A 20,783-nucleotide genomic window follows, 5' to 3' on the forward strand; every position below is an offset into this window, starting at 1 on the left:
TATGTCTAAGCCAAGTATTGATGAGTTGTTGGCAATCTCTCCCTGTGAATACTCTGAGGGGCTATCTAGAGAGCAATTTATATCTCCGGCTGTTAGAGCCATGTGGCCACAAATTCCTCGCATTGCAGGGCCAGCGTTTACTGTCAAATGTGGTAAAGGTGACCACTTAAGTTTACATGCTGCTATTTATCGTGCGCAGCCCGGTGATATTATTGTTGTTGAGGCCGATCCTACGGTTGCGAGCTCGGGTGGTAATGTTTGTGCTGTTGCGCAAAATAGGGGGATAACTGGCTTTATTATAGACGGTGCTGTTAGAGATGTAGCAGAAGTACGAGCTTTGAAGTTTCCGGTATATGCACGTCATACAATACCTAAGCCAGCTGCAAAAGAACAAATATTTCCATTCAATCAACCTATCTACTGTGGTGGTGTAACGGTTAATGCTGGGGATTATATTATTGCAGATGAAGAAGGAATTGCGGTTATTCCAAAGTCTCAACTTGATAAAGTCTATAGTTTAGCTAAGGCAAGAACCGATAAAGATGCCCAGATGAGCTTGGCAGAATGGCAAGCTCAGCATTCAAAAAAAGTTGAGTCGAAATTAAAAGAGTTAGGGTATTCTGATTAGTATCATGTATTAATAGCGCTTATTCGGTTAAGTCCATTTATAAGTTTTTGTCACTCCAAGGTTTAATATCTCCATGTTTGCATTTTTTGAACGGTTAACTAATCCGTTTCCGGCAGCTCATCCAGAGCAACCCCCCCAAACCATTTTCGCTTTTTGTCGTTATTATACTCAAGGCATGTGGCCCGTTATTTTTTGCGTATCGTTTTTATCAGCCGCTATTGCAGCCCTTGAAGTCTCTCTATTTGGTTTTTTAGGCCAGTTAGTAGATTGGCTGGCGGCAAGCGACAGAGACACTTTTATCGAAACAGAAAAGGGTAATTTGATTTGGATGGGGCTGTTGGTACTCCTAGTGTTGCCTACTTTGGTAATTACTCAGTCTTTATTATCGCATCAAGGGTTGATGGGAAACTTCCCCATGAAAATTCGCTGGCAGGCGCACAGGTATGTAATTGGTCAAAGCTTAGGCTTTTTTCAAAATGAATTCGCTGGAAGAGTGGCAACTAAAGTCATGCAAACCGCATTGGCTGTCCGTGAAACTGTTATGAAAACCTTAGATATTTTGGTTTATGTCAGTGTGTATTTCATCAGTATAGTGTTTTTGGTATTCACTGCAGATTGGCGTTTAAGCGCGCCATTAATTGTTTGGTTTTTCGTATATGTGGTGATTTTACGCACCTTGATACCAAGGCTAAAGCGTGTCTCTCAAAAGCAGGCAGATGCACGTTCTTTGATGACCGGAAGGATTGTAGATAGTTATACTAATATCACCACAGTTAAGCTGTTTGCTCATACCAGTCGCGAGGCCGAATATGCTAAAGACGGCATGTTAGGTTTTTTGAAAAGTGTTTATCCACAAATGCGACTCGTCACTGTGTTGTATGCTTGTGTTTGGTTTAGTAATGCCTTGTTGGTATTTAGTATCAGTGCTTTGGCGATTTACTTGTGGATGTTAGAGCTGGTTACTCCAGGTGAAATCGCGATAACTGTTAGTTTATGTCTAAGACTTAATGGCATGTCTCAGTGGGTTATGTGGGAGGTTTCGTCTTTGTTTGAAAATATCGGTACTGTACAAGACGGTATTAATAGTTTGTCTGTACCTGTAGCGGTGAAAGATATTCCCGGTGCTAAGCCACTTAAAATGAAAGGCGGCGAAATTCATTTTGATAAGGTTAACTTTGGTTACCAAGGTGCCAATGACTTGCCAATAAGTGTATTTAAAGATTTAGATATTAGGATTAAAGCAGGAGAAAAAGTGGGCTTGGTTGGGCGTTCAGGTGCTGGAAAATCAACGTTAGTGAACCTGTTATTACGCTTTTACGATATTCAAAGTGGCAGTATTAAAATTGATGGTCAGAATATTAGTCAACTACAACAAGAAACTTTACGAGCAAACATCAGTATGGTGACGCAAGATACCTCGCTACTACATCGTTCTGTGAGAGATAATATATTGTATGGTCGTTTAGACGCGAGCGAAGAAGATATGCTCAAGGCCGCCGAACAAGCTGAGTCACACGCATTCATCCAAAACCTGACAGATCTACAGGGCAGAGTAGGTTATGACGCCCATGTGGGTGAGCGTGGCGTTAAATTATCTGGTGGCCAGCGTCAACGTATCGCTATAGCTAGAGTCATGTTAAAAGATGCCCCAATTCTTATTTTGGATGAAGCAACCTCCGCGCTTGATTCTGAAGTAGAGGTGGCGATTCAACAGTGCTTAGATAAGGTAATGGAAAATAAAACTGTGTTGGCAATTGCCCATAGGTTATCGACTATTGCTCAAATGGATAGGCTTTTAGTGTTGGATGAAGGGCGTATAGTCGAGCAAGGTTCACATAACGAATTAATTGCCAAAAAAGGAATTTATGCCAAGTTATGGGAGCACCAAACCGGTGGCTTTATTGGCATTGACTAAACAAGTTAGCTGTAGATGGTTGAGAGTAAGCTGGTTTGGATAAAAGTATCTTTGATAATTTTGTGGCTCCTCCTTGCTCTGACGAAATTGACATTTTGTATGAAGATGAGTCCATGCTTGTTATCAATAAACCGAGTGGTTTGTTGAGCTTGTCTGGTAAAAACCCTAAAAATAAAGATTCTGTTCACTATCGCTTAGTTAAAGATTATCCAGCGATCACCTTAGCTCACCGTTTAGATTTTGGAACCTCAGGTGTCATGTTATTAGCTAAAAGCAAACAAGTTAACGCTAATCTGACTCAGCAATTTCAAGCTCGAACCGTTACTAAGCGTTATGAGTCAATTTTAGCGGGGCATTTGCGCAATGAAGAAGGCGTGATTGATTTACCTATAGCAAAAGATGCGGCTTTGTTTCCCAGGCTAAAAATTTGCAATCAAGAGGGTAAGGAAGCTAAATCTAAATATCAGGTAATTGAAAGGTTAACCGGGCCATCAAGAACTAGAGTGCAATTTACCCCTTTGACGGGGCGAACACATCAATTAAGACTTCATAGCCAGGCTATTGGGCATCCAATTTTAGGGTGTGATTTGTATGGCTCAGCCGAGACTCAAGGTTTAGCTTCAAGGTTATTGCTTCATGCTTTGGATATCACGATTAAACACCCACACTCTCATAAGCTAATTACGTTTACCAGCCCAAGCCCCCTTCTGAGTAACTAAGATTAGATATTTAATAGTGCTGCAATTAGCCCTATTAAACCACCAAACACGCCGCCCCAAACTACTAGCCAGCCTAGGTGTTGTTTAATCATTCCCTGCACTATGTCTTTGACAATTGCTGGTGTTAATTCATTTAGCCTTTGGGTAACAACTGTCGCAATGTTCTGTTGTATATTTTGTTGTGTGTCAGATTGCGTTAGATGCGCCTGTAATAAGTCTTTAAAATTATCTGATTGAGTGATTTGCACAACTGCTTCTGACATTTTTTCTACAAAGGGTTGGCGCATTGGCTCTAATGCTTCAGTACCACCAAACATTCCTAGCATTTGCCCAAAAGAGGACGCTTGCACTACTTCTATTAATGAGTCGAAGGTGGGTGATAAATCAATTTTTGCAATGATTGGCGATAGATTTATATCACTTGCTCCTTTATTAGTGGTGAACCGCTCAATGTTAGATTGTGTAAAAAACTCAGTCATAATCAAATTATGAATACTCTGCTTAAATTCTTCAAAGCGATTAGGGATAACACCAGAGCCATATAAGCCAGGTACTTTTTCAAATAACATATGTACCGCTAGCCAATTAGTAATGGCGCCAGATAGAGCAAAGATACCTATGCTTTTTAATAAGCTGTAATTGGTGAAAATTCCGATTAACAGCACAGACACCGCTACTAAGTTAGTTATTAAGCTTTTATTCAAAATACAGACTCCTTTGAAATGAAAGGTTATTTATCGAGAAAACAAAAAACGGAAAGGTTTATATCAATTAAAATATTTGTGTCAACGAAAAGATTAACTGAACTTACTTAATCGAACTCAACCTATAGAAAACCTGCCGCAAGGAGTTTGAATTAAATACCCTTATTAAGTTGGCTTAGTTTAAACATAGTGTGAGCATTAATAACTAAAAATAAGGATTCTACCAAAACCCCTCCAATTGAAAATACAAGATAGTTATGAGTTAACCAGCATACAGTTCCCATTGACATGAAAAGGCGTAACTTTATACCGTGCATTCTAAATACCGCTAATGTGCCAAAGGTAGTTGCTATGACAGGTAGCAGATGCACCAAGTTTTCCATGTTAGGTATAGCTAATAACCATGCTACAAAAATAAATCCGTACATCACTTTTAAGCTATTGGTTCTGCTGGATGCGTAATTTCTTAGGCTGCCTAAGAATGCCATTAACGCCCCTGTCCACTGACCTAACATTAAAAAATGTACTGTCATAAACAATGTAAAAACAGTTAAAAAATAACGTAATTTTTGGTCGTTCTTTTGAAAAAAGGCACTGACACCAATGCATAGTGCTATTAACCCAATACTTTGTGCGACGGGATCTTGCCAAAATAAATGATTTAATGAATCGATTATATTGATGAGAAAATAAACCTAGAGTGAACTTGATGGGCTATTGTAAACGTTTTGGGGGGGATGTAATTCTTAATTCACTAATATTTATTGGAGCTATAGAGCGGCCATGACTTTCGTTTTTAATAGTTAATTCTACTTCTCGGTAAGTTAGGTTGCTTTTTCTTCTTGAATACCCTTCGTCAATAAGTATAATACGCCACCCTCCCGTTTGTGATTCTAAATTTTTCCTGAAAAAATCTATGTTTCAACAAGGGTAGTGTGACTAAAATTTGTGTTGTCGCTAAGTGAATTTGCGGTAAGACATGAATATTTTAGGGGTGTAGTTCCAATTGGTAGAACGGCGGTCTCCAAAACCGACGGTTGGGGGTTCGAATCCCTCCACCCCTGCCATTTATGACACGTACAAGTTGTTGAATTAGATAAGCCTACTTAGGAATAACAAGTAAGGCATAACAGAATTAGGGTTTAGCATGAGCGAAAATACAGAAAGCAGTTCCAATTCTCTAGATATGTTGAAGTGGCTGTTGGTCTTCGGTTTGTTGGCTGGCGTTGTTGCTTTCAACCATTTCTTTCCAGAGCTTTCGGTGCTGTATATTGCACTTGTAGCTGTTGCCGGTGTCGGTATCGCAGGGTTTATTGCTTCAACAACTGTTAAAGGTAGTACTTTCTTAGCATTTGCGAAAGACTCTCGTACAGAAGTAAGAAAGGTTGTGTGGCCAACTCGCCAAGAAACTACTACGACAACTATGATAGTGTTGGCAGCAACTGTTGTTATGTCTCTTATTTTATGGGGATTAGACGGGATTATTGTTGAAGTTGTCTCCTTTATAACCGGATTAGGAATTTAAACTATGTCAGACAAAAAATGGTACGTGGTTCAAGCGTTTTCTGGTTACGAAGGCCGTGTTCAAAAAACATTACTTGAACATATCAAAATGCATGAAATGGAAGACTCTTTTGGTGAGATTTTAGTACCGACTGAGGAAGTTGTTGAAATGCGTGCAGGGCAACAACGGAAAAGTGAACGTAAGTTTTTCCCAGGTTACGTATTGGTACAAATGGATATGAATGAAGATTCATGGCATTTGGTTAAAAGTGTTCCTCGTGTACTGGGCTTTATTGGTGGAACATCTGATCGCCCTGCGCCGATCACAACTAAAGAAGCGAACGCTATTCTTAATCGTCTTGAAGAAGGCGTGGATAAGCCAAAACCAAAAACATTATTCGAACCAGGCGAAGTGGTACGTGTTACCGACGGTCCATTCGCAGACTTCAATGGTGTAGTGGAAGAAGTAGACTACGAAAAAAGCCGCTTGAAAGTGTCTGTTCTGATCTTTGGTCGCTCAACTCCGGTAGAGCTAGAGTTTGGACAGGTAGAGAAAGGCTAACGTTAGATTCTTTAAGCACTCTGCACTGTCAGATGTTAAAAGAAAAAAAGGATGCTACGGCATCCTTTTTAGTTTGTGGTCTTTCAGTAAGCATAAATATTTAAATTCTATATCATTTTACCTTGCGCCTGTTTAAAACTTCATCTATAATGCGCGACCCGATTTTATTGAAAGGGAAGCCGTTAGAGTGAGCATTCTCAATGTTTACAAGGCGTTATACCCAAATTAGAGAGTATTAATCATGGCGAAAAAAGTCACTGGCTTAATTAAGCTACAAGTAGCAGCAGGTGCTGCTAATCCAAGTCCACCAGTTGGTCCTGCACTAGGTCAACACGGTGTTAATATCATGGAATTCTGTAAAGCGTTTAACGCAAAAACAGAATCTCAAGAAAAAGGCGCTCCAGTACCAGTAGAAATTACTGTTTACGAAGATCGTTCTTTTACCTTCGAAACTAAAACTCCACCTGCATCTTACTTGCTTAAGAAAGCTGCTGGTATTAAGAGTGGTTCTGGCCGTCCTAACACTGAGAAAGTGGGTAAAGTGACACGCGCGCAATTAGAAGATATTGCTAAAGCGAAAGAACCTGATTTGACTGCAGCAAGTTTAGATGCAGCAGTAAACACCATCGCTGGCTCTGCACGCAGCATGGGCTTGGTAGTAGAGGGATAAGACATGGCTAAATTATCAAAAAAAGCTCGCCTAATTGCCGAGAAAGTAGATTCAACTAAAGAATACGAATTTAACGAAGCTGTTACTTTGTTAAAAGAATTAGCTACTGCTAAATTTGCTGAAAGCATTGATGTTTCAATCAATCTTGGCATAGACGCTAAAAAATCTGATCAAAACGTTCGTGGTGCGACTGTATTACCAAATGGTACAGGTAAAGACGTACGTGTTGCTGTTTTCACTCAAGGTGCAAACGCTGAAGCTGCTAAAGAAGCGGGTGCTGATATCGTTGGTATGGACGATTTAGCTGCTGCAGTGAAAAAAGGCGAAATGGACTTTGACGTTGTTGTTGCTTCTCCTGATGCAATGCGCGTTGTTGGTCAATTAGGTCAAATCTTAGGTCCACGTGGACTTATGCCTAACCCTAAAACGGGTACGGTTACTCCAGATGTAGCGACAGCAGTTAAAAATGCTAAAGCTGGTCAGGTTCGTTATCGTAACGACAAAAACGGTATTATCCATGCAAGCATTGGTAAGATCGCTTTTGAAGCAAATCAAATTCAAGAAAACCTAGCAGCATTATTAGAAGCGCTTAACAAAGCTAAGCCTTCTTCAGCTAAAGGTACTTACATCAAGAAAGTAAGCCTTAGCACAACTATGGGTGCGGGTGTTTCTGTAGACCAAGCTTCTTTAGGCGCTTAAGCTTAATTAGTTTGGTTTCGGCAAGTAATCAATTTTGATTATTTGTTTCTCTGTAAAGGTTATGGGTTGGAGTCTGAGTTAGGCTTGTTGCAAGATAAGTTTAACGACAGACTCCCGTCCAAGACCGCAGGCGTAAGTTGGTGGATGAAGTAAGAGAGCATTCGCCTAGATTGTAATTTTTATATTACACATCGCAAACAACTTACTTAAAAAGCGAGCCTGCGCAGACGGTGGTTTCGACTCAGACTCTCTGGGATTAACGAACACCGTAGAGCGGTGGATTTACCTAGGTTAACCCCTTAGTAATGATATCAATCTGTGAATCCTGAAGCGGATATTTCATATAGAAATGAAGTTTCAGACTTTAAGAGGTGAACTCAGTGGCATTAGGCTTAGCAGCAAAAAAAGAGATCGTAGCAGAAATTAACGATGTTGCATCTCGAGCTCTATCTGTTGCCGTTGCTGAATACCGTGGCATGGAAGTGGCAGAATTAACTGACCTTCGTGTTAAAGCTCGCGAACAAGGTGTTTACTTACGAGTAGTACGTAACACTCTTGCTAAACGTGCTTTAGCTGAAAGTAAGTTTGCTGACATGGACAGTGCGTTAACTGGTCAGTTAATCTATGGTTTTTCTATAGAAGCACCTGGTGGTGCTGCTCGTCTTTTTAAAGACTATGCAAAAACTAACGACAAGCTAAACGTAACTGCACTTTCTATTGGCAGTGGTTTATTGGGTCCAGAAAAACTGGATGCAGTAGCATCACTACCTACCCGCGACGAAGCGTTGGCAAGATTACTTGCTACCTTCAAAGCACCTGCCGAGAAATTCGTTCAAACTATCAACGAAGTTCCAGGCAAATTTGTGCGTGTATTGGCGGCGATCAAAGACGAAAAATAATTTTCGTTTTTGTACATTTAAATTTTTAACATTAAACCCAGGAGTTTAGAGAAATGGCTCTAACTAAAGATGATATTTTAAACGCTATTGCTGAAATGCCAGTAATGGAACTAGTTGAACTAATTGAAGCGGCTGAAGAAAAATTCAACGTTTCTGCTGCTGCAGCTGTTGCTGTTGCCGGTCCTGCTGTTGCTGCTGAAGCTGCTGCAGAACAAACTGAATTTGATGTTGTTATGACATCTTTCGGTGGTAACAAAGTTGCTGTAATCAAAGCTGTACGTGGCGCAACTGGTCTAGGTCTTAAAGAAGCTAAAGAAGTAGTTGAATCTGCTCCTAAAGCTATCAAAGAAGGCGTATCGAAAGAAGAAGCTGAAGAACTTAAGAAGACGCTTGAAGAAGCTGGCGCTGAAGTTGAGCTTAAATAATCTGTCTAAACACAGATTGTTAGCCTGAAATGGCATAGGCTGGTGACTTTTTAGTCACCAGCCTTTTTGCGCTGTAGGATTTGGTATTTTCATCCTTTTATATTGATCCTAGTAATAAAGTGCAAAATGTATTTTAAATCTAATAAAACCAATAAGTTAAGTAAGCCTCTTAATGAATTTGGAAAAGATTTGAAGTACAAACTTAAAGGATAGCGGAAGTTTGTTTAATGAGTGCACTCCTTAAACAAGTTGGGTCAAAAATCGGCAGGCTGAGGAACCCATGGTTTACTCCTATAGCGAAAAGAAACGTATCCGTAAGGATTTTGGCAAACGCCCACAGGTATTGGAAATACCGTATCTACTTTCAATCCAGTTAGATTCTTTTAAGAAGTTTATTGACCTCGATGAAGAAGGTCAACATGGACTGGAAGCAGCATTTAGATCAGTTTTTCCAATCAAAAGTTACTCTGGTAACGCTGAATTACAATATGTAAGTTACCGTTTAGGTGAGCCAGTATTTGACGTAAAAGAATGTCAGATACGTGGTGTTACATATTCAGCCCCTCTACGTGTGAAATTGCGTTTAGTGTTGTTCGATAGAGAAGCAGCACCAGGCACAGTAAAAGACATTAAAGAGCAAGAAGTCTACATGGGTGAAATTCCACTCATGACAGATAACGGAACTTTCGTTATCAATGGGACTGAGCGTGTTATTGTGTCGCAATTACATCGTTCACCAGGCGTGTTCTTCGATCACGATAAAGGGAAGACTCACTCATCCGGTAAAGTGTTGTATAACGCTCGCGTTATCCCATACCGTGGTTCGTGGTTAGACTTTGAATTTGACCCTAAAGATAACTTATTTGTACGTATAGATAGACGTCGTAAATTACCGGCTACTATTATCTTACGTGCATTAGAAATGACCACAGAAGAGATTCTTGATTTATTCTTTGAGAAAAATCAGGTTCGAATTGATGGTGATAAATATTTATCAGATATAGTGCCAGACCGCCTTCGAGGTGAGACTGCGCAGTTTGATATTCTAGATGCGAAAGGTAAGGTTCTTGTTGAAGCGGGTCGCCGTATATCAGCTCGTCATACTAGAGCACTAGAAAAAGCAAAAATAACTGAATTAGAAGTTCCTGCTGAATACTTAGTTGGCCGTGTCTTTGCTCGTGACTTCATCAATGAAGAAACTGGCGAAGTTATAGTTAGTGCTAATGATGAACTAACATTAGAGAACTTAGCAGAACTTACTGAAGCCGGTGTTACCACTTTTGATACTCTCTATATTAATGAGTTAGATCATGGTGCTTATATATCAGATACCTTGCGTATAGATAATTCAACTAACAAGCTTGAAGCTTTAGTTGAAATTTACCGCATGATGCGTCCTGGTGAGCCACCAACTAAAGATGCCGCTGAAACCTTGTTTACTAACTTATTCTTCTCTGACGATAGATATGACTTATCGTCTGTTGGACGGATGAAGTTTAACCGTCGTTTAGGACGTGAAGAATCAACAGGTTCTGGCACTTTAGGTAACGATGATATCGTTTCAGTAATGAAGCAACTTATCACTATCCGTGATGGTAAAGATGAAGTTGATGATATCGATCACTTAGGTAACAGACGTATTCGTTCTGTTGGTGAAATGGCTGAAAACCAATTCCGTGTTGGTTTAGTACGTGTTGAACGTGCTGTTAAAGAACGTCTAAGTTTAGGCGACCTTGATGCCGTTATGCCACAAGATTTGATTAACGCTAAGCCTATTTCTGCTGCTGTAAAAGAGTTCTTTGGTTCGAGCCAATTATCTCAGTTTATGGACCAGAACAACCCGTTATCAGAAGTTACGCACAAACGTCGTATTTCTGCATTAGGCCCAGGCGGATTAACACGTGAAAGAGCTGGATTTGAAGTACGTGACGTACATCCAACTCATTACGGTCGTGTTTGTCCAATCGAAACACCTGAAGGACCAAACATTGGTTTGATCAACTCTTTATCAAGTTTTGCTCGAACAAACGATTTTGGTTTCTTAGAAACACCTTATCGTAAAATTATTGATGGTGTTGTAACCGACGAAATCGATTATTTGTCGGCTATCGAAGAAGGCCAATTTGCGATTGCACAGGCAAATGTCGTGCTAGATGACGACGGCAAATTAGCTGAAGAATTGATCCCTTGTCGTTTCCGTGGTGAAACCACGTTAATGCCAGTTGATGACATCAAGTACATGGATGTCTCTCCACAGCAAATCGTTTCTGTTGCAGCGAGTATTATTCCGTTCCTAGAACACGATGATGCTAACCGTGCATTGATGGGTGCCAACATGCAACGTCAAGCTGTTCCAACACTTATAGCTGAAAAGCCGCTAGTTGGAACGGGTATGGAAAAAACTGTAGCAGTTGACTCTGGTGTAACGGTAGTTGCGAAACGCGGTGGTTCAGTAGATTACGTAGACGCAAGTCGTATCGTTGTTAAAGTGAACGAGTCAGAAATGACAGCTGGTGAAGCAGGTATTGATATTTACAACCTGACTAAATACACCCGTTCAAACCAAAATACATGTATTAACCAAAAACCAACATGTAATGTTGGCGAGCCAGTTGTTGCTGGTGATGTATTAGCTGACGGTCCATCCACAGATATGGGTGACTTAGCACTAGGGCAAAATATGCGTATCGCATTCATGCCTTGGAATGGTTATAACTTCGAAGATTCAATCTTAATCTCTGAGCGTGTTGCTCAAGAAGATAGATTTACATCTATTCACATCCAAGAACTAAGCTGTATTGCTCGTGATACTAAGCTTGGTCCAGAAGAAATTAGTGCTGATATCCCGAATGTGGGTGAGTCTGCCTTAGGAAAACTGGATGATTCTGGTGTTGTTTATATCGGTGCTGAAGTTAAAGGTGGCGATATCTTAGTAGGTAAAGTGACACCTAAAGGTGAAACTCAACTTACGCCAGAAGAAAAACTTTTAAGAGCAATCTTTGGTGAGAAAGCGTCTGATGTTAAAGATACTTCATTACGCGTTCCAAATAGTGTTCACGGTACAGTTATCGATGTTCAAGTATTCACCCGTGATGGTGTTGAAAAAGACAAACGTGCTCGTGAAATCGAAGATATGCAATTGCGTGAAGTTAAGAAAGACTTAGGCGATGAGTTTGGAATTTTAGCGGATGGCATTTTTGCCAGAGCTAGTAACTTGTTACTTAAATCGGGAATTGACCAAGATAAACTTAATAGTTTACCTCGCGATAAGTGGTTTGACTTAACCTTAAGTGATGAAGATGCACAAGCCGAGCTTGATCAAATTGCTGAACAGCATAGTGAAATCAAAGCTGACTTTGACACTAAATTTGAAGTTAAACGTCGTAAGATTACTCAAGGTGATGATTTACAACCAGGTGTACTTAAGATTGTTAAGGTTTACCTTGCAGTTAAACGTCATATTCAGCCTGGTGATAAAATGGCGGGACGTCATGGTAACAAAGGTGTTATTTCAACTATTCAACCAGTTGAAGACATGCCTTATGACGAGAACGGAACCCCCGTTGATATCGTATTGAACCCGCTTGGTGTACCTTCGCGTATGAACATCGGTCAGATTCTTGAAACTCACTTAGGTATGGCTGCAAGCGGTATCGGTGTGAAAATAGACCGTATGTTGAAAGAGCACGAAGAGATGGCCAAGCTACGTAACTTCTTAAAAGAAGTTTACAGTGCAGGTAAATCGCATCAAGTTGTTGATATTGATAACTTTACTGATGATGAAGTCACCCGTTTAGCCGGTAACTTACGTAAAGGTGTGCCAATGGCTACACCAGTATTTGACGGTGCTACGGAAGCTGAAATAAAGCATATGTTAACGTTAGCCGACATTCCTGAAAGTGGTCAAATCACTTTGTTTGACGGTCGTACAGGTCGCCCATTTGAGCGCCCAGTAACAGTAGGTTACATGTACATGCTGAAACTTAACCATTTGGTTGATGACAAAATGCATGCTCGTTCTACTGGTTCATATAGCTTAGTTACACAGCAACCGTTAGGCGGTAAAGCTCAGTTCGGTGGTCAGCGTTTCGGAGAGATGGAAGTATGGGCACTAGAAGCATATGGTGCTGCATATACCTTACAAGAAATGCTAACCGTTAAGTCCGATGACGTGAATGGCCGTACTAAAATGTATAAAAACATTGTTGATGGCGATCATCGTATGGAACCTGGTATGCCGGAATCATTCAACGTATTGTTGAAAGAAATCCGTTCACTAGGTATCAATATCGAACTAGAAGAGCAATAGACGCTCAGATATAGCTTGTAGACCGATTGTCCTGTTAGTGTGATTAACACTAACAGGATCTTTGCAACTAACTCCGCTGGAGAGAAATGTGAAAGATTTATTAAAGTTTCTTAAGCAACAACATAAGACTGAAGAGTTCGATAATATTCGAATTGGCTTAGCTGCTCCGGATATGATCCGCTCGTGGTCTTTTGGTGAAGTTAAGAAACCAGAAACGATTAACTATCGTACGTTTAAACCTGAGCGTGATGGTTTGTTCTGTGCCCGTATATTTGGTCCAGTAAAAGATTACGAATGTTTATGTGGTAAATATAAACGCCTTAAACACCGTGGTGTTATATGTGAAAAATGTGGAGTTGAAGTTACTTTAACTAAAGTACGTCGTGAGCGTATGGGACACATTGAACTGGCAAGCCCAGTAGCACATATCTGGTTCCTTAAATCACTACCGTCTCGTATTGGCTTAATGTTAGATATGACATTACGTGATATTGAGCGTGTTCTTTATTTTGAATCATATGTGGTGTCTGAACCAGGTATGACAACCTTAGAGCGTAGCCAACTTCTAACTGAAGAAGAGTATTTGGATGCGTTAGAAGAGCATGGTGACGAATTTGAAGCAAAAATGGGTGCTGAAGCAGTATTCGAATTGCTTAAAGCCTTAGATGTTGATGCTGACGTAGTTGCTATGCGTGAAGAGTTACCTACTATTAACTCTGAAACTAAGCGTAAGAAAATCACTAAACGTTTGAAACTATTAGAATCTTTCCAATTATCTGGTAACAAGCCAGAGTGGATGATTTTAACGGTTCTTCCTGTTTTACCACCTGATTTACGTCCATTGGTACCTCTAGATGGTGGTCGTTTTGCGACTTCTGATCTAAACGATTTATATCGTCGAGTTATCAACCGTAACAACCGTCTTAAGCGTCTTCTTGACCTTGCGGCTCCAGACATCATAGTACGTAACGAAAAACGTATGTTACAAGAAGCGGTAGATGCACTTCTTGATAATGGTCGTCGTGGTCGTGCTATTACTGGTTCTAACAAACGTCCTCTTAAATCTTTGGCCGATATGATCAAAGGTAAGCAAGGCCGTTTCCGTCAGAACTTACTAGGTAAGCGTGTTGATTATTCTGGTCGTTCTGTAATCACCGTTGGTCCTACTTTACGTTTGCACCAATGTGGTCTTCCTAAGAAAATGGCACTTGAATTATTCAAGCCATTTATTTACGGAAAACTAGAAGGTCGTGGTTTAGCTACGACTATTAAAGCGGCTAAAAAATTAGTTGAGCGTGAAGATCCGGAAGTTTGGGATGTACTTGATGAAGTAATCCGCGAACATCCAGTTATGCTTAACCGTGCACCAACACTTCATAGACTAGGTATCCAAGCATTTGAACCTATTCTAATCGAAGGTAAAGCTATTCAATTGCACCCATTGGTTTGTGCGGCATATAACGCCGACTTCGATGGTGACCAAATGGCGGTTCACGTACCTTTGACTATCGAAGCACAGCTAGAAGCACGTGCGTTGATGATGTCTACCAACAATATTCTTTCACCTGCCAACGGTGAGCCAATTATCGTACCTTCACAGGACGTTGTAATGGGCTTGTACTATATGACACGTGATCGTGTTAACGGTAAAGGTGAAGGTATGGTATTCACCAGTCCTAAGGAAGCTGAAAAAGCTTACCGTACGGAAACTGCTGAATTACATGCTCGTGTTAAAGTACGTATTACTGAATATGAAGTTGCCGAAGATGGGACTAAGACTGAAAAGGTTACCTTAACTGATACTACAGTTGGTCGTGCTATTTTCTCCGAAGTATTACCTAAAGGTGTACCTTTTGAGATTATTAACCAAGCCATGGGTAAAAAGCAGATTTCTAAGTTATTGAATGCTTGCTACCGTTCTCTTGGTTTGAAAGATACAGTTATCGCAGCTGACCAAATCATGTATACCGGTTTTCACTATGCAATGATTGCTGGTGCATCGGTTGGTATTGATGACATGGTTATTCCTGACGCTAAGAAAGACATCATTGAAGGTGCCGAAGCTGAAGTTTACGAAATCCAAGAGCAATTCCAATCTGGTCTTGTTACCGCGGGTGAACGTTACAACAAAGTTATCGATATCTGGTCAAACGCGAATGAAAAAGTCGCTAAAGCTATGATGGAAAACTTATCTAAAGAATCAGTTTTAAATCGTGATGGTGAAATGGAAGAACAAGCTTCTTTCAACTCAGTCTTTATGATGGCCGATTCTGGTGCTCGTGGTAGTGCCGCTCAGATTCGTCAGCTAGCGGGTATGCGTGGTTTGATGGCAAAACCAGATGGTTCAATCATCGAAACACCTATTACTGCAAACTTCCGTGAAGGTTTGAACGTACTTCAGTACTTCATCTCTACTCACGGTGCTCGTAAAGGTTTGGCCGATACGGCATTGAAAACAGCTAACTCGGGTTATTTGACTCGTCGTTTAGTAGATGTTGCACAAGATTTGGTTATTAATAACGATGACTGTGGCACGTTTGAAGGTGTTAAAATGACACCGCTAATCGAAGGTGGTGACGTAGTTGAGCCGCTTCGTGAACGTGTACTAGGTCGTACTGTGGCTGAAGACGTACTGAAACCAGGCACCACTGAAGTACTAGTTGAGCGTAATGTTCTTCTTGATGAAGCCTTAGTGGACATGCTTGAAGAAAACTCAGTTGACCAAATTATGGTTCGCTCAGTAATTACCTGTGAAAACGACTTTGGTGTTTGTGCTAAATGTTACGGTCGTGACTTGGCTCGTGGACACATGGTTGGTCATGGTGAAGCTGTGGGTGTTATTGCCGCACAGTCAATCGGTGAACCAGGTACACAGTTAACCATGCGTACTTTCCACATTGGTGGAGCTGCATCTAGAGCGTCTGCTGAAAACAGTGTACAAGTTAAAACTACTGGTACATTGAAACTTCATAATGCGAAGTTTGTACGCAATACAGACGACAAAGTGGTTATTGTTTCTCGTTCAACTGAGATCACTATTATTGATGATCAAGGTCGTGAGAAAGAACGTTATAAAGTACCTTACGGTGCAATATTAACAACTGATGACAATACAAAAGTTGAAGCGGGTGAAGTGGTTGCAAACTGGGACCCTCATTCACATCCAATTGTTACAGAGCGTGCCGCTAAAATTAGCTTTGCTGATGTTGATGACAGTAATACTGAAATGCAACAAGATGAGTTGACTGGTTTAACTCGTATCGTTGTAAATGATCTATCTAAAGCGAATGCTAAAGAACCTAAGCTAATCCTTGAAAGTGCAGAGTTTGGCTTACAAGAGATTCGTTTACCAAGCTTTACTACTATCGAAGCTACAGATGGTATGGAAGCTAAGCCTGGTGACGTATTGGCACGTATACCACAAGAAAGCTCGAAGACTCGTGATATTACCGGTGGTCTACCACGTGTTGCTGACTTGTTTGAAGCTCGTAAGCCTAAAGAGCCAGCTATCTTAGCTGAAGTTTCAGGTATGATCGGCTTTGGTAAAGAAACTAAAGGTAAGAAACGTTTAACCATCACGCCTAAAGGCGAAGACCACTACGAAGAGATGATCCCTAAATGGCGTCAACTTAACGTGTTTGAAGGTGAGTCTGTTGAGAAAGGTGAAGTTATTGCCGATGGTCCTGAGTCTCCGCATGACATTTTACGTTTACGTGGTATCAGTGCTGTATCTAACTATATCGTTAATGAAGTACAAGAAGTTTACCGCCTACAAGGGGTAAAAATTAACGATAAGCACATCGAAGTTGTTATTCGTCAAATGTTGCGTAAGTGCATGATCACTCACGCTGGTGACAGTAGGTTCTTAGAAGGTGAGCAGGTAGAAGTATCTAACGTGAAAATCGCTAACCGTGAATTGGAAAAACAGGGAAAAATCCCTGCTCAGTACGAAACACAGTTATTAGGTATCACAAAAGCGTCATTGTCTACTGAGTCATTTATCTCAGCAGCTTCTTTCCAAGAAACAACTCGTGTACTTACTGAAGCAGCAGTGCAAGGTAAAGAAGATGAGTTGCGTGGCTTGAAAGAAAACGTAATTGTTGGTCGTTTAATACCAGCTGGTACCGGTTTCACATACCATCAAAAACGTACTGCTAGAAAACTAGCAGAACTGCAAGAACTGGAAGAACCTTCAGTTTCTGCATCTGAAGCAGAGTTAGCACTAACAGAAGCATTAAATGCTGAAGTAAGTGATACTCCTGCTGATGAGTAAAAAATAAGATCAAATATGATCTGAAAAAGTAAGAATTGTCGCTAAACCTATATAAAATAGACTTTAGCGACACTCCTACTTGACAGCTCAGCTATTGATCATTAGACTTCCGCGACCCGAAATTTGGTGATGATTTCATCACTTAATTGAGGCTCGCGGATTTTTCGCGTTTTACGCCCTAATAAATAGGGCAAACAGTCGTAATTTTAATCAGGAGCTTGTTAATGGCAACAGTTAACCAGTTAGTGCGCAAGCCACGCAAACAACCTGCGACGAAGAGCAACGTCGCGGCTTTGCAGGCCTGTCCACAACGTCGTGGAGTATGTACTCGTGTATATACAACCACACCAAAGAAGCCGAACTCTGCATTACGTAAAGTATGTCGTGTTCGTTTAACCAACGGTTTTGAAGTTTCTTCATACATCGGTGGAGAAGGTCACAACTTACAAGAGCACAGTGTTGTTCTTATTCGTGGTGGTCGTGTTAAAGATTTACCAGGTGTTCGTTATCACACAGTTCGCGGTACATTAGATTGTGCTGGCGTAAGTGATCGTCGTGCTGGCCGTTCTAAGTACGGCGCAAAAAGGCCTAAGTCTTAACGGTTCTCCGTTAGTAAGGCCAAACTATAGTATTAATTGAGTTTTGGGAATCCCCTGAATTCTACGGAGAATTGAGATGCCAAGAAGAAGAGTCGTAGGACAACGTAAAATCCTACCAGATCCTAAGTTCGGATCAGAGTTATTAGCTAAATTTATGAATGTCGTCATGTTAGATGGCAAAAAATCGACTGCTGAAAAAATCGTTTACGGTGCGCTAGATATTGTTGCTTCTAAAGCTGACAAAGCACACTTAGACATATTTGAAGATGCGTTGGACAACATCCGCCCTACGGTAGAGGTTAAATCTCGTCGTGTTGGTGGTTCTACTTACCAAGTACCAGTAGAAGTACGTCCCGTTCGTCGAAATGCACTAGGTATGCGTTGGTTAGTTGACGCTGCTCGTAAACGTGGTGAAAAATCAATGGCTCAACGCCTTGCAGCTGAAATGCTCGACGCTGCTGAGAACAAAGGTTCTGCGGTTAAGAAACGTGAAGACGTTCACCGTATGGCCGAAGCTAACAAAGCATTCGCTCACTACCGTTGGTAATAAGAGAAAGCTATGGCTCGTAAAACGCCCCTTGAGCGTTACCGAAATATTGGTATTGTCGCCCACGTTGATGCTGGTAAAACTACCACCACTGAACGGGTTCTTTTCTACACTGGTCTTTCTCATAAGATCGGTGAGGTCCATGACGGCGCTGCCACTATGGATTGGATGGAACAAGAACAAGAACGCGGCATAACCATTACTTCGGCTGCCACGACCTGTTTCTGGTCGGGCATGAACAAGCAATATGACCAACACCGTATCAATATTATCGATACTCCAGGACACGTTGACTTCACTATCGAAGTTGAGCGTTCTTTACGAGTGCTCGATGGTGCGGTGGTGGTATTTTGTGGTTCGTCAGGTGTAGAACCTCAATCTGAAACTGTTTGGCGTCAAGCTGATAAATATCGCGTTCCACGCATGGTATTTGTTAACAAGATGGACCGTGCAGGGGCAGATTTTGAGCGTGTTGTAGATCAAATAAGAAATCGTTTAGGGGCTAATTGTGTTCCTATTCATTTGAATATTGGTGCTGAAGAAACCTTTAAAGGTGTGGTTGACCTAATCAAGATGAAAGCCATTAATTGGAATGAGTCTGACCAAGGTATGACATTCACTTATGAAGATATTCCTGCTGATTTAACAGACCGTGCGGAAGAACTTCGTACCCAGTTAGTTGAAGCGGCAGCAGAAGCTACTGATGATTTGATGGATAAATATTTGGAAGGCGAAGAGCTTACCGAAGACGAAATCAAATTTGGTTTACGCAAACGTACACTTGCTAATGAAATTGTGCTTGCAACCTGTGGTTCGGCATTCAAAAACAAAGGTGTTCAGGCTGTACTTGATTCTGTTATCGAGTTTCTACCTGCACCAATGGATGTGCCAGCAATTACAGGTGTACTAAACGACAAAGATGAGACAGAGGCCGAACGTCCTGCAAACGACAACGAACCTTTTGCTGCTTTAGCATTTAAAATTGCTACAGACCCCTTTGTTGGAACTTTAACTTTCTTCCGCTGTTATTCTGGCGTAGTTAACTCAGGTGATGCCGTTTACAACCCTGTAAAAGGTAAGCGTGAGCGCTTTGGACGTATTGTTCAAATGCATGCCAAAGATAGAGAAGAGCTTAAAGAAGTACGAGCAGGAGACATAGCTGCAGCTATAGGGCTAAAAGATGTGACTACGGGGGACACTTTGTGTGATCCTAATCATATTATTACCCTAGAGCGTATGGAATTTCCAGAACCGGTTATTTCTATTGCAGTAGAACCTAGATCTCAACCAGACCAAGAAAAGATGGCGATTGCCCTTAGTAAGCTAGCGGCAGAAGATCCATCATTCAAGGTACATACTGACGAAGAAACTGCGCAAACAATAATATCTGGTATGGGTGAACTGCACTTAGATATCATTGTCGACAGAATGAAGCGTGAGTTTGGTGTTGATTGTAATGTAGGTAAACCACAAGTAGCTTACCGTGAAACTATTCGCTCTAGCGTTGAAGTTGAAGGTAAGTTTGTTCGTCAATCAGGCGGAAAAGGCCAATATGGTCACGTTTGGTTGAAGCTCGAACCTAATGAAGAAGGTGCTGGTTACGAATTTATCAATGAAGTGGTTGGGGGAGTCGTTCCAAAAGAATTCATCCCAGCTGTTGATAAAGGTATTCAGCAACAAATGCAAAGTGGTGTTGTAGCCGGGTATCCAGTACTTGATGTAAAAGTAACTTTATACGACGGTTCGTATCATGATGTTGACTCTTCAGAAATGGCGTTTAAAATCGCAGGGTCGATGGGATTCAAGAAAGGGGCTGCAGAAGCAAACCCTGTTTTACTTGAGCCAACTATGAAAGTTGAAGTCACCACTCCAGAAGACTGGATGGGTGACGTAGTCGGTGACCTTAATAGGCGCCGCGGTATGATAGAAGGCATGGATGATGGTGTTGCAGGTATTAAAATAATACATGCGAAAGTACCTTTATCAGAAATGTTTGGTTATGCTACTGATTTGCGTAGTGCAACTCAGGGTAGAGCCTCATACTCTATGGAATTTTTTAATTACGCAGAAGCGTCGAGTGCGGTAGCAAAAGCTATCTCCGAGTCGCGACTGTAAATCTTAATGAAGGTCTGGTCCGGTTATCTACTCCATATAGGATAGGGGCCGGACTTTTAACTAGGAAACCAGTAAAATGGCAAAAGAAAAGTTTGAACGTACTAAACCGCATGTAAACGTAGGTACTATCGGCCACGTTGACCACGGTAAAACCACATTAACAGCTGCAATCACAACTGTATTAGCAAAAACTTACGGTGGCGATGCATCTGCATT

The 20,783-nt window shown here is 41.1% G+C and carries 17 protein-coding genes and 1 tRNA gene; 16 read left to right on the plus strand and 2 right to left on the minus strand.

Translation table 11 applies throughout. The features are described from left to right. The first annotated feature begins 1 nt into the window (after position 1). The 3 genes from ABJE44_RS16730 to ABJE44_RS16740 all read left to right on the plus strand — a co-directional run bounded on the left by ABJE44_RS16730 (position 2) and on the right by ABJE44_RS16740 (position 3,262). Positions 2–628, plus strand: a complete 627-nt coding sequence (locus ABJE44_RS16730) for an RraA family protein (protein ID WP_348112716.1) — start codon at positions 2–4, stop codon at positions 626–628. A gap of 73 nt (positions 629–701) precedes the next feature. Beyond that, positions 702–2,543 (plus strand): ABC transporter ATP-binding protein, encoded by a 1,842-nt coding sequence (locus ABJE44_RS16735; RefSeq protein WP_348112717.1) that lies wholly within the window; start codon positions 702–704, stop codon positions 2,541–2,543. Between the two features lie 35 nt (positions 2,544–2,578). After that, on the plus strand, positions 2,579–3,262 hold the full coding sequence (locus ABJE44_RS16740; protein ID WP_348112718.1) for an RluA family pseudouridine synthase: 684 nt from the start codon (positions 2,579–2,581) through the stop codon (positions 3,260–3,262). A gap of 2 nt (positions 3,263–3,264) precedes the next feature. Here the strand turns inward: ABJE44_RS16740 and ABJE44_RS16745 are convergent, their stop codons facing one another. Beyond that, entirely contained in the window at positions 3,265–3,966 is a 702-nt protein-coding gene (locus tag ABJE44_RS16745) for a DUF445 domain-containing protein (protein ID WP_348112719.1), read from the minus strand. A gap of 152 nt (positions 3,967–4,118) precedes the next feature. Then, positions 4,119–4,649 carry a YgjV family protein gene (locus tag ABJE44_RS16750; protein WP_348112727.1) on the minus strand — a complete coding sequence of 177 codons (531 nt, stop codon included), beginning with the start codon at positions 4,647–4,649 and terminating at the stop codon, positions 4,119–4,121. Positions 4,650–4,956: 307 nt separating this feature from the next. Between ABJE44_RS16750 and ABJE44_RS16755 the strand changes: the two genes are divergently transcribed. From ABJE44_RS16755 to ABJE44_RS16815, 13 genes are all read left to right on the plus strand, one after another. Continuing rightward, positions 4,957–5,033 (plus strand) — tRNA-Trp (locus ABJE44_RS16755). 80 nt (positions 5,034–5,113) lie between these two features. Further along, the gene (secE, locus tag ABJE44_RS16760; protein ID WP_133471467.1) at positions 5,114–5,491 is read left to right on the plus strand and encodes a preprotein translocase subunit SecE; all 378 of its coding nucleotides are present in this window, start codon (positions 5,114–5,116) and stop codon (positions 5,489–5,491) included. A gap of 3 nt (positions 5,492–5,494) precedes the next feature. After that, positions 5,495–6,031, plus strand: coding sequence for a transcription termination/antitermination protein NusG (nusG, locus tag ABJE44_RS16765; protein WP_133471468.1), 537 nt, complete (start codon positions 5,495–5,497; stop codon positions 6,029–6,031). A gap of 241 nt (positions 6,032–6,272) precedes the next feature. Continuing rightward, positions 6,273–6,701 carry a 50S ribosomal protein L11 gene (gene rplK, locus ABJE44_RS16770; RefSeq protein WP_133471469.1) on the plus strand — a complete coding sequence of 143 codons (429 nt, stop codon included), beginning with the start codon at positions 6,273–6,275 and terminating at the stop codon, positions 6,699–6,701. A gap of 3 nt (positions 6,702–6,704) precedes the next feature. After that, positions 6,705–7,400 carry a 50S ribosomal protein L1 gene (rplA, locus tag ABJE44_RS16775; RefSeq protein WP_348112720.1) on the plus strand — a complete coding sequence of 232 codons (696 nt, stop codon included), beginning with the start codon at positions 6,705–6,707 and terminating at the stop codon, positions 7,398–7,400. Between the two features lie 380 nt (positions 7,401–7,780). Continuing rightward, positions 7,781–8,299, plus strand: a complete 519-nt coding sequence (rplJ, locus tag ABJE44_RS16780) for a 50S ribosomal protein L10 (RefSeq protein ID WP_348112721.1) — start codon at positions 7,781–7,783, stop codon at positions 8,297–8,299. A gap of 53 nt (positions 8,300–8,352) precedes the next feature. Then, entirely contained in the window at positions 8,353–8,724 is a 372-nt protein-coding gene (gene rplL / locus ABJE44_RS16785) for a 50S ribosomal protein L7/L12 (protein ID WP_133471472.1), read from the plus strand. 280 nt (positions 8,725–9,004) lie between these two features. Continuing rightward, the gene (rpoB, locus tag ABJE44_RS16790) at positions 9,005–13,033 is read left to right on the plus strand and encodes a DNA-directed RNA polymerase subunit beta (RefSeq protein WP_348112722.1); all 4,029 of its coding nucleotides are present in this window, start codon (positions 9,005–9,007) and stop codon (positions 13,031–13,033) included. 88 nt (positions 13,034–13,121) lie between these two features. Then, complete coding sequence (gene rpoC, locus ABJE44_RS16795; RefSeq protein WP_348112723.1) at positions 13,122–17,306, plus strand: DNA-directed RNA polymerase subunit beta'; 4,185 nt, start codon at positions 13,122–13,124, stop codon at positions 17,304–17,306. 224 nt (positions 17,307–17,530) lie between these two features. Beyond that, complete coding sequence (rpsL, locus tag ABJE44_RS16800; protein WP_007623100.1) at positions 17,531–17,905, plus strand: 30S ribosomal protein S12; 375 nt, start codon at positions 17,531–17,533, stop codon at positions 17,903–17,905. A gap of 76 nt (positions 17,906–17,981) precedes the next feature. Next, the gene (gene rpsG / locus ABJE44_RS16805; RefSeq protein WP_133471475.1) at positions 17,982–18,452 is read left to right on the plus strand and encodes a 30S ribosomal protein S7; all 471 of its coding nucleotides are present in this window, start codon (positions 17,982–17,984) and stop codon (positions 18,450–18,452) included. 12 nt (positions 18,453–18,464) lie between these two features. Beyond that, positions 18,465–20,567, plus strand: a complete 2,103-nt coding sequence (gene fusA / locus ABJE44_RS16810; protein WP_348112724.1) for an elongation factor G — start codon at positions 18,465–18,467, stop codon at positions 20,565–20,567. Positions 20,568–20,643: 76 nt separating this feature from the next. Continuing rightward, on the plus strand, positions 20,644–20,783 hold a 140-nt coding region (locus ABJE44_RS16815), incomplete at its 3' end, for a GTP-binding protein (RefSeq protein WP_348112728.1).

It is taken from the genome of Paraglaciecola sp. (genome assembly GCF_039942875.1).
GTDB lineage: Bacteria > Pseudomonadota > Gammaproteobacteria > Enterobacterales > Alteromonadaceae > Paraglaciecola.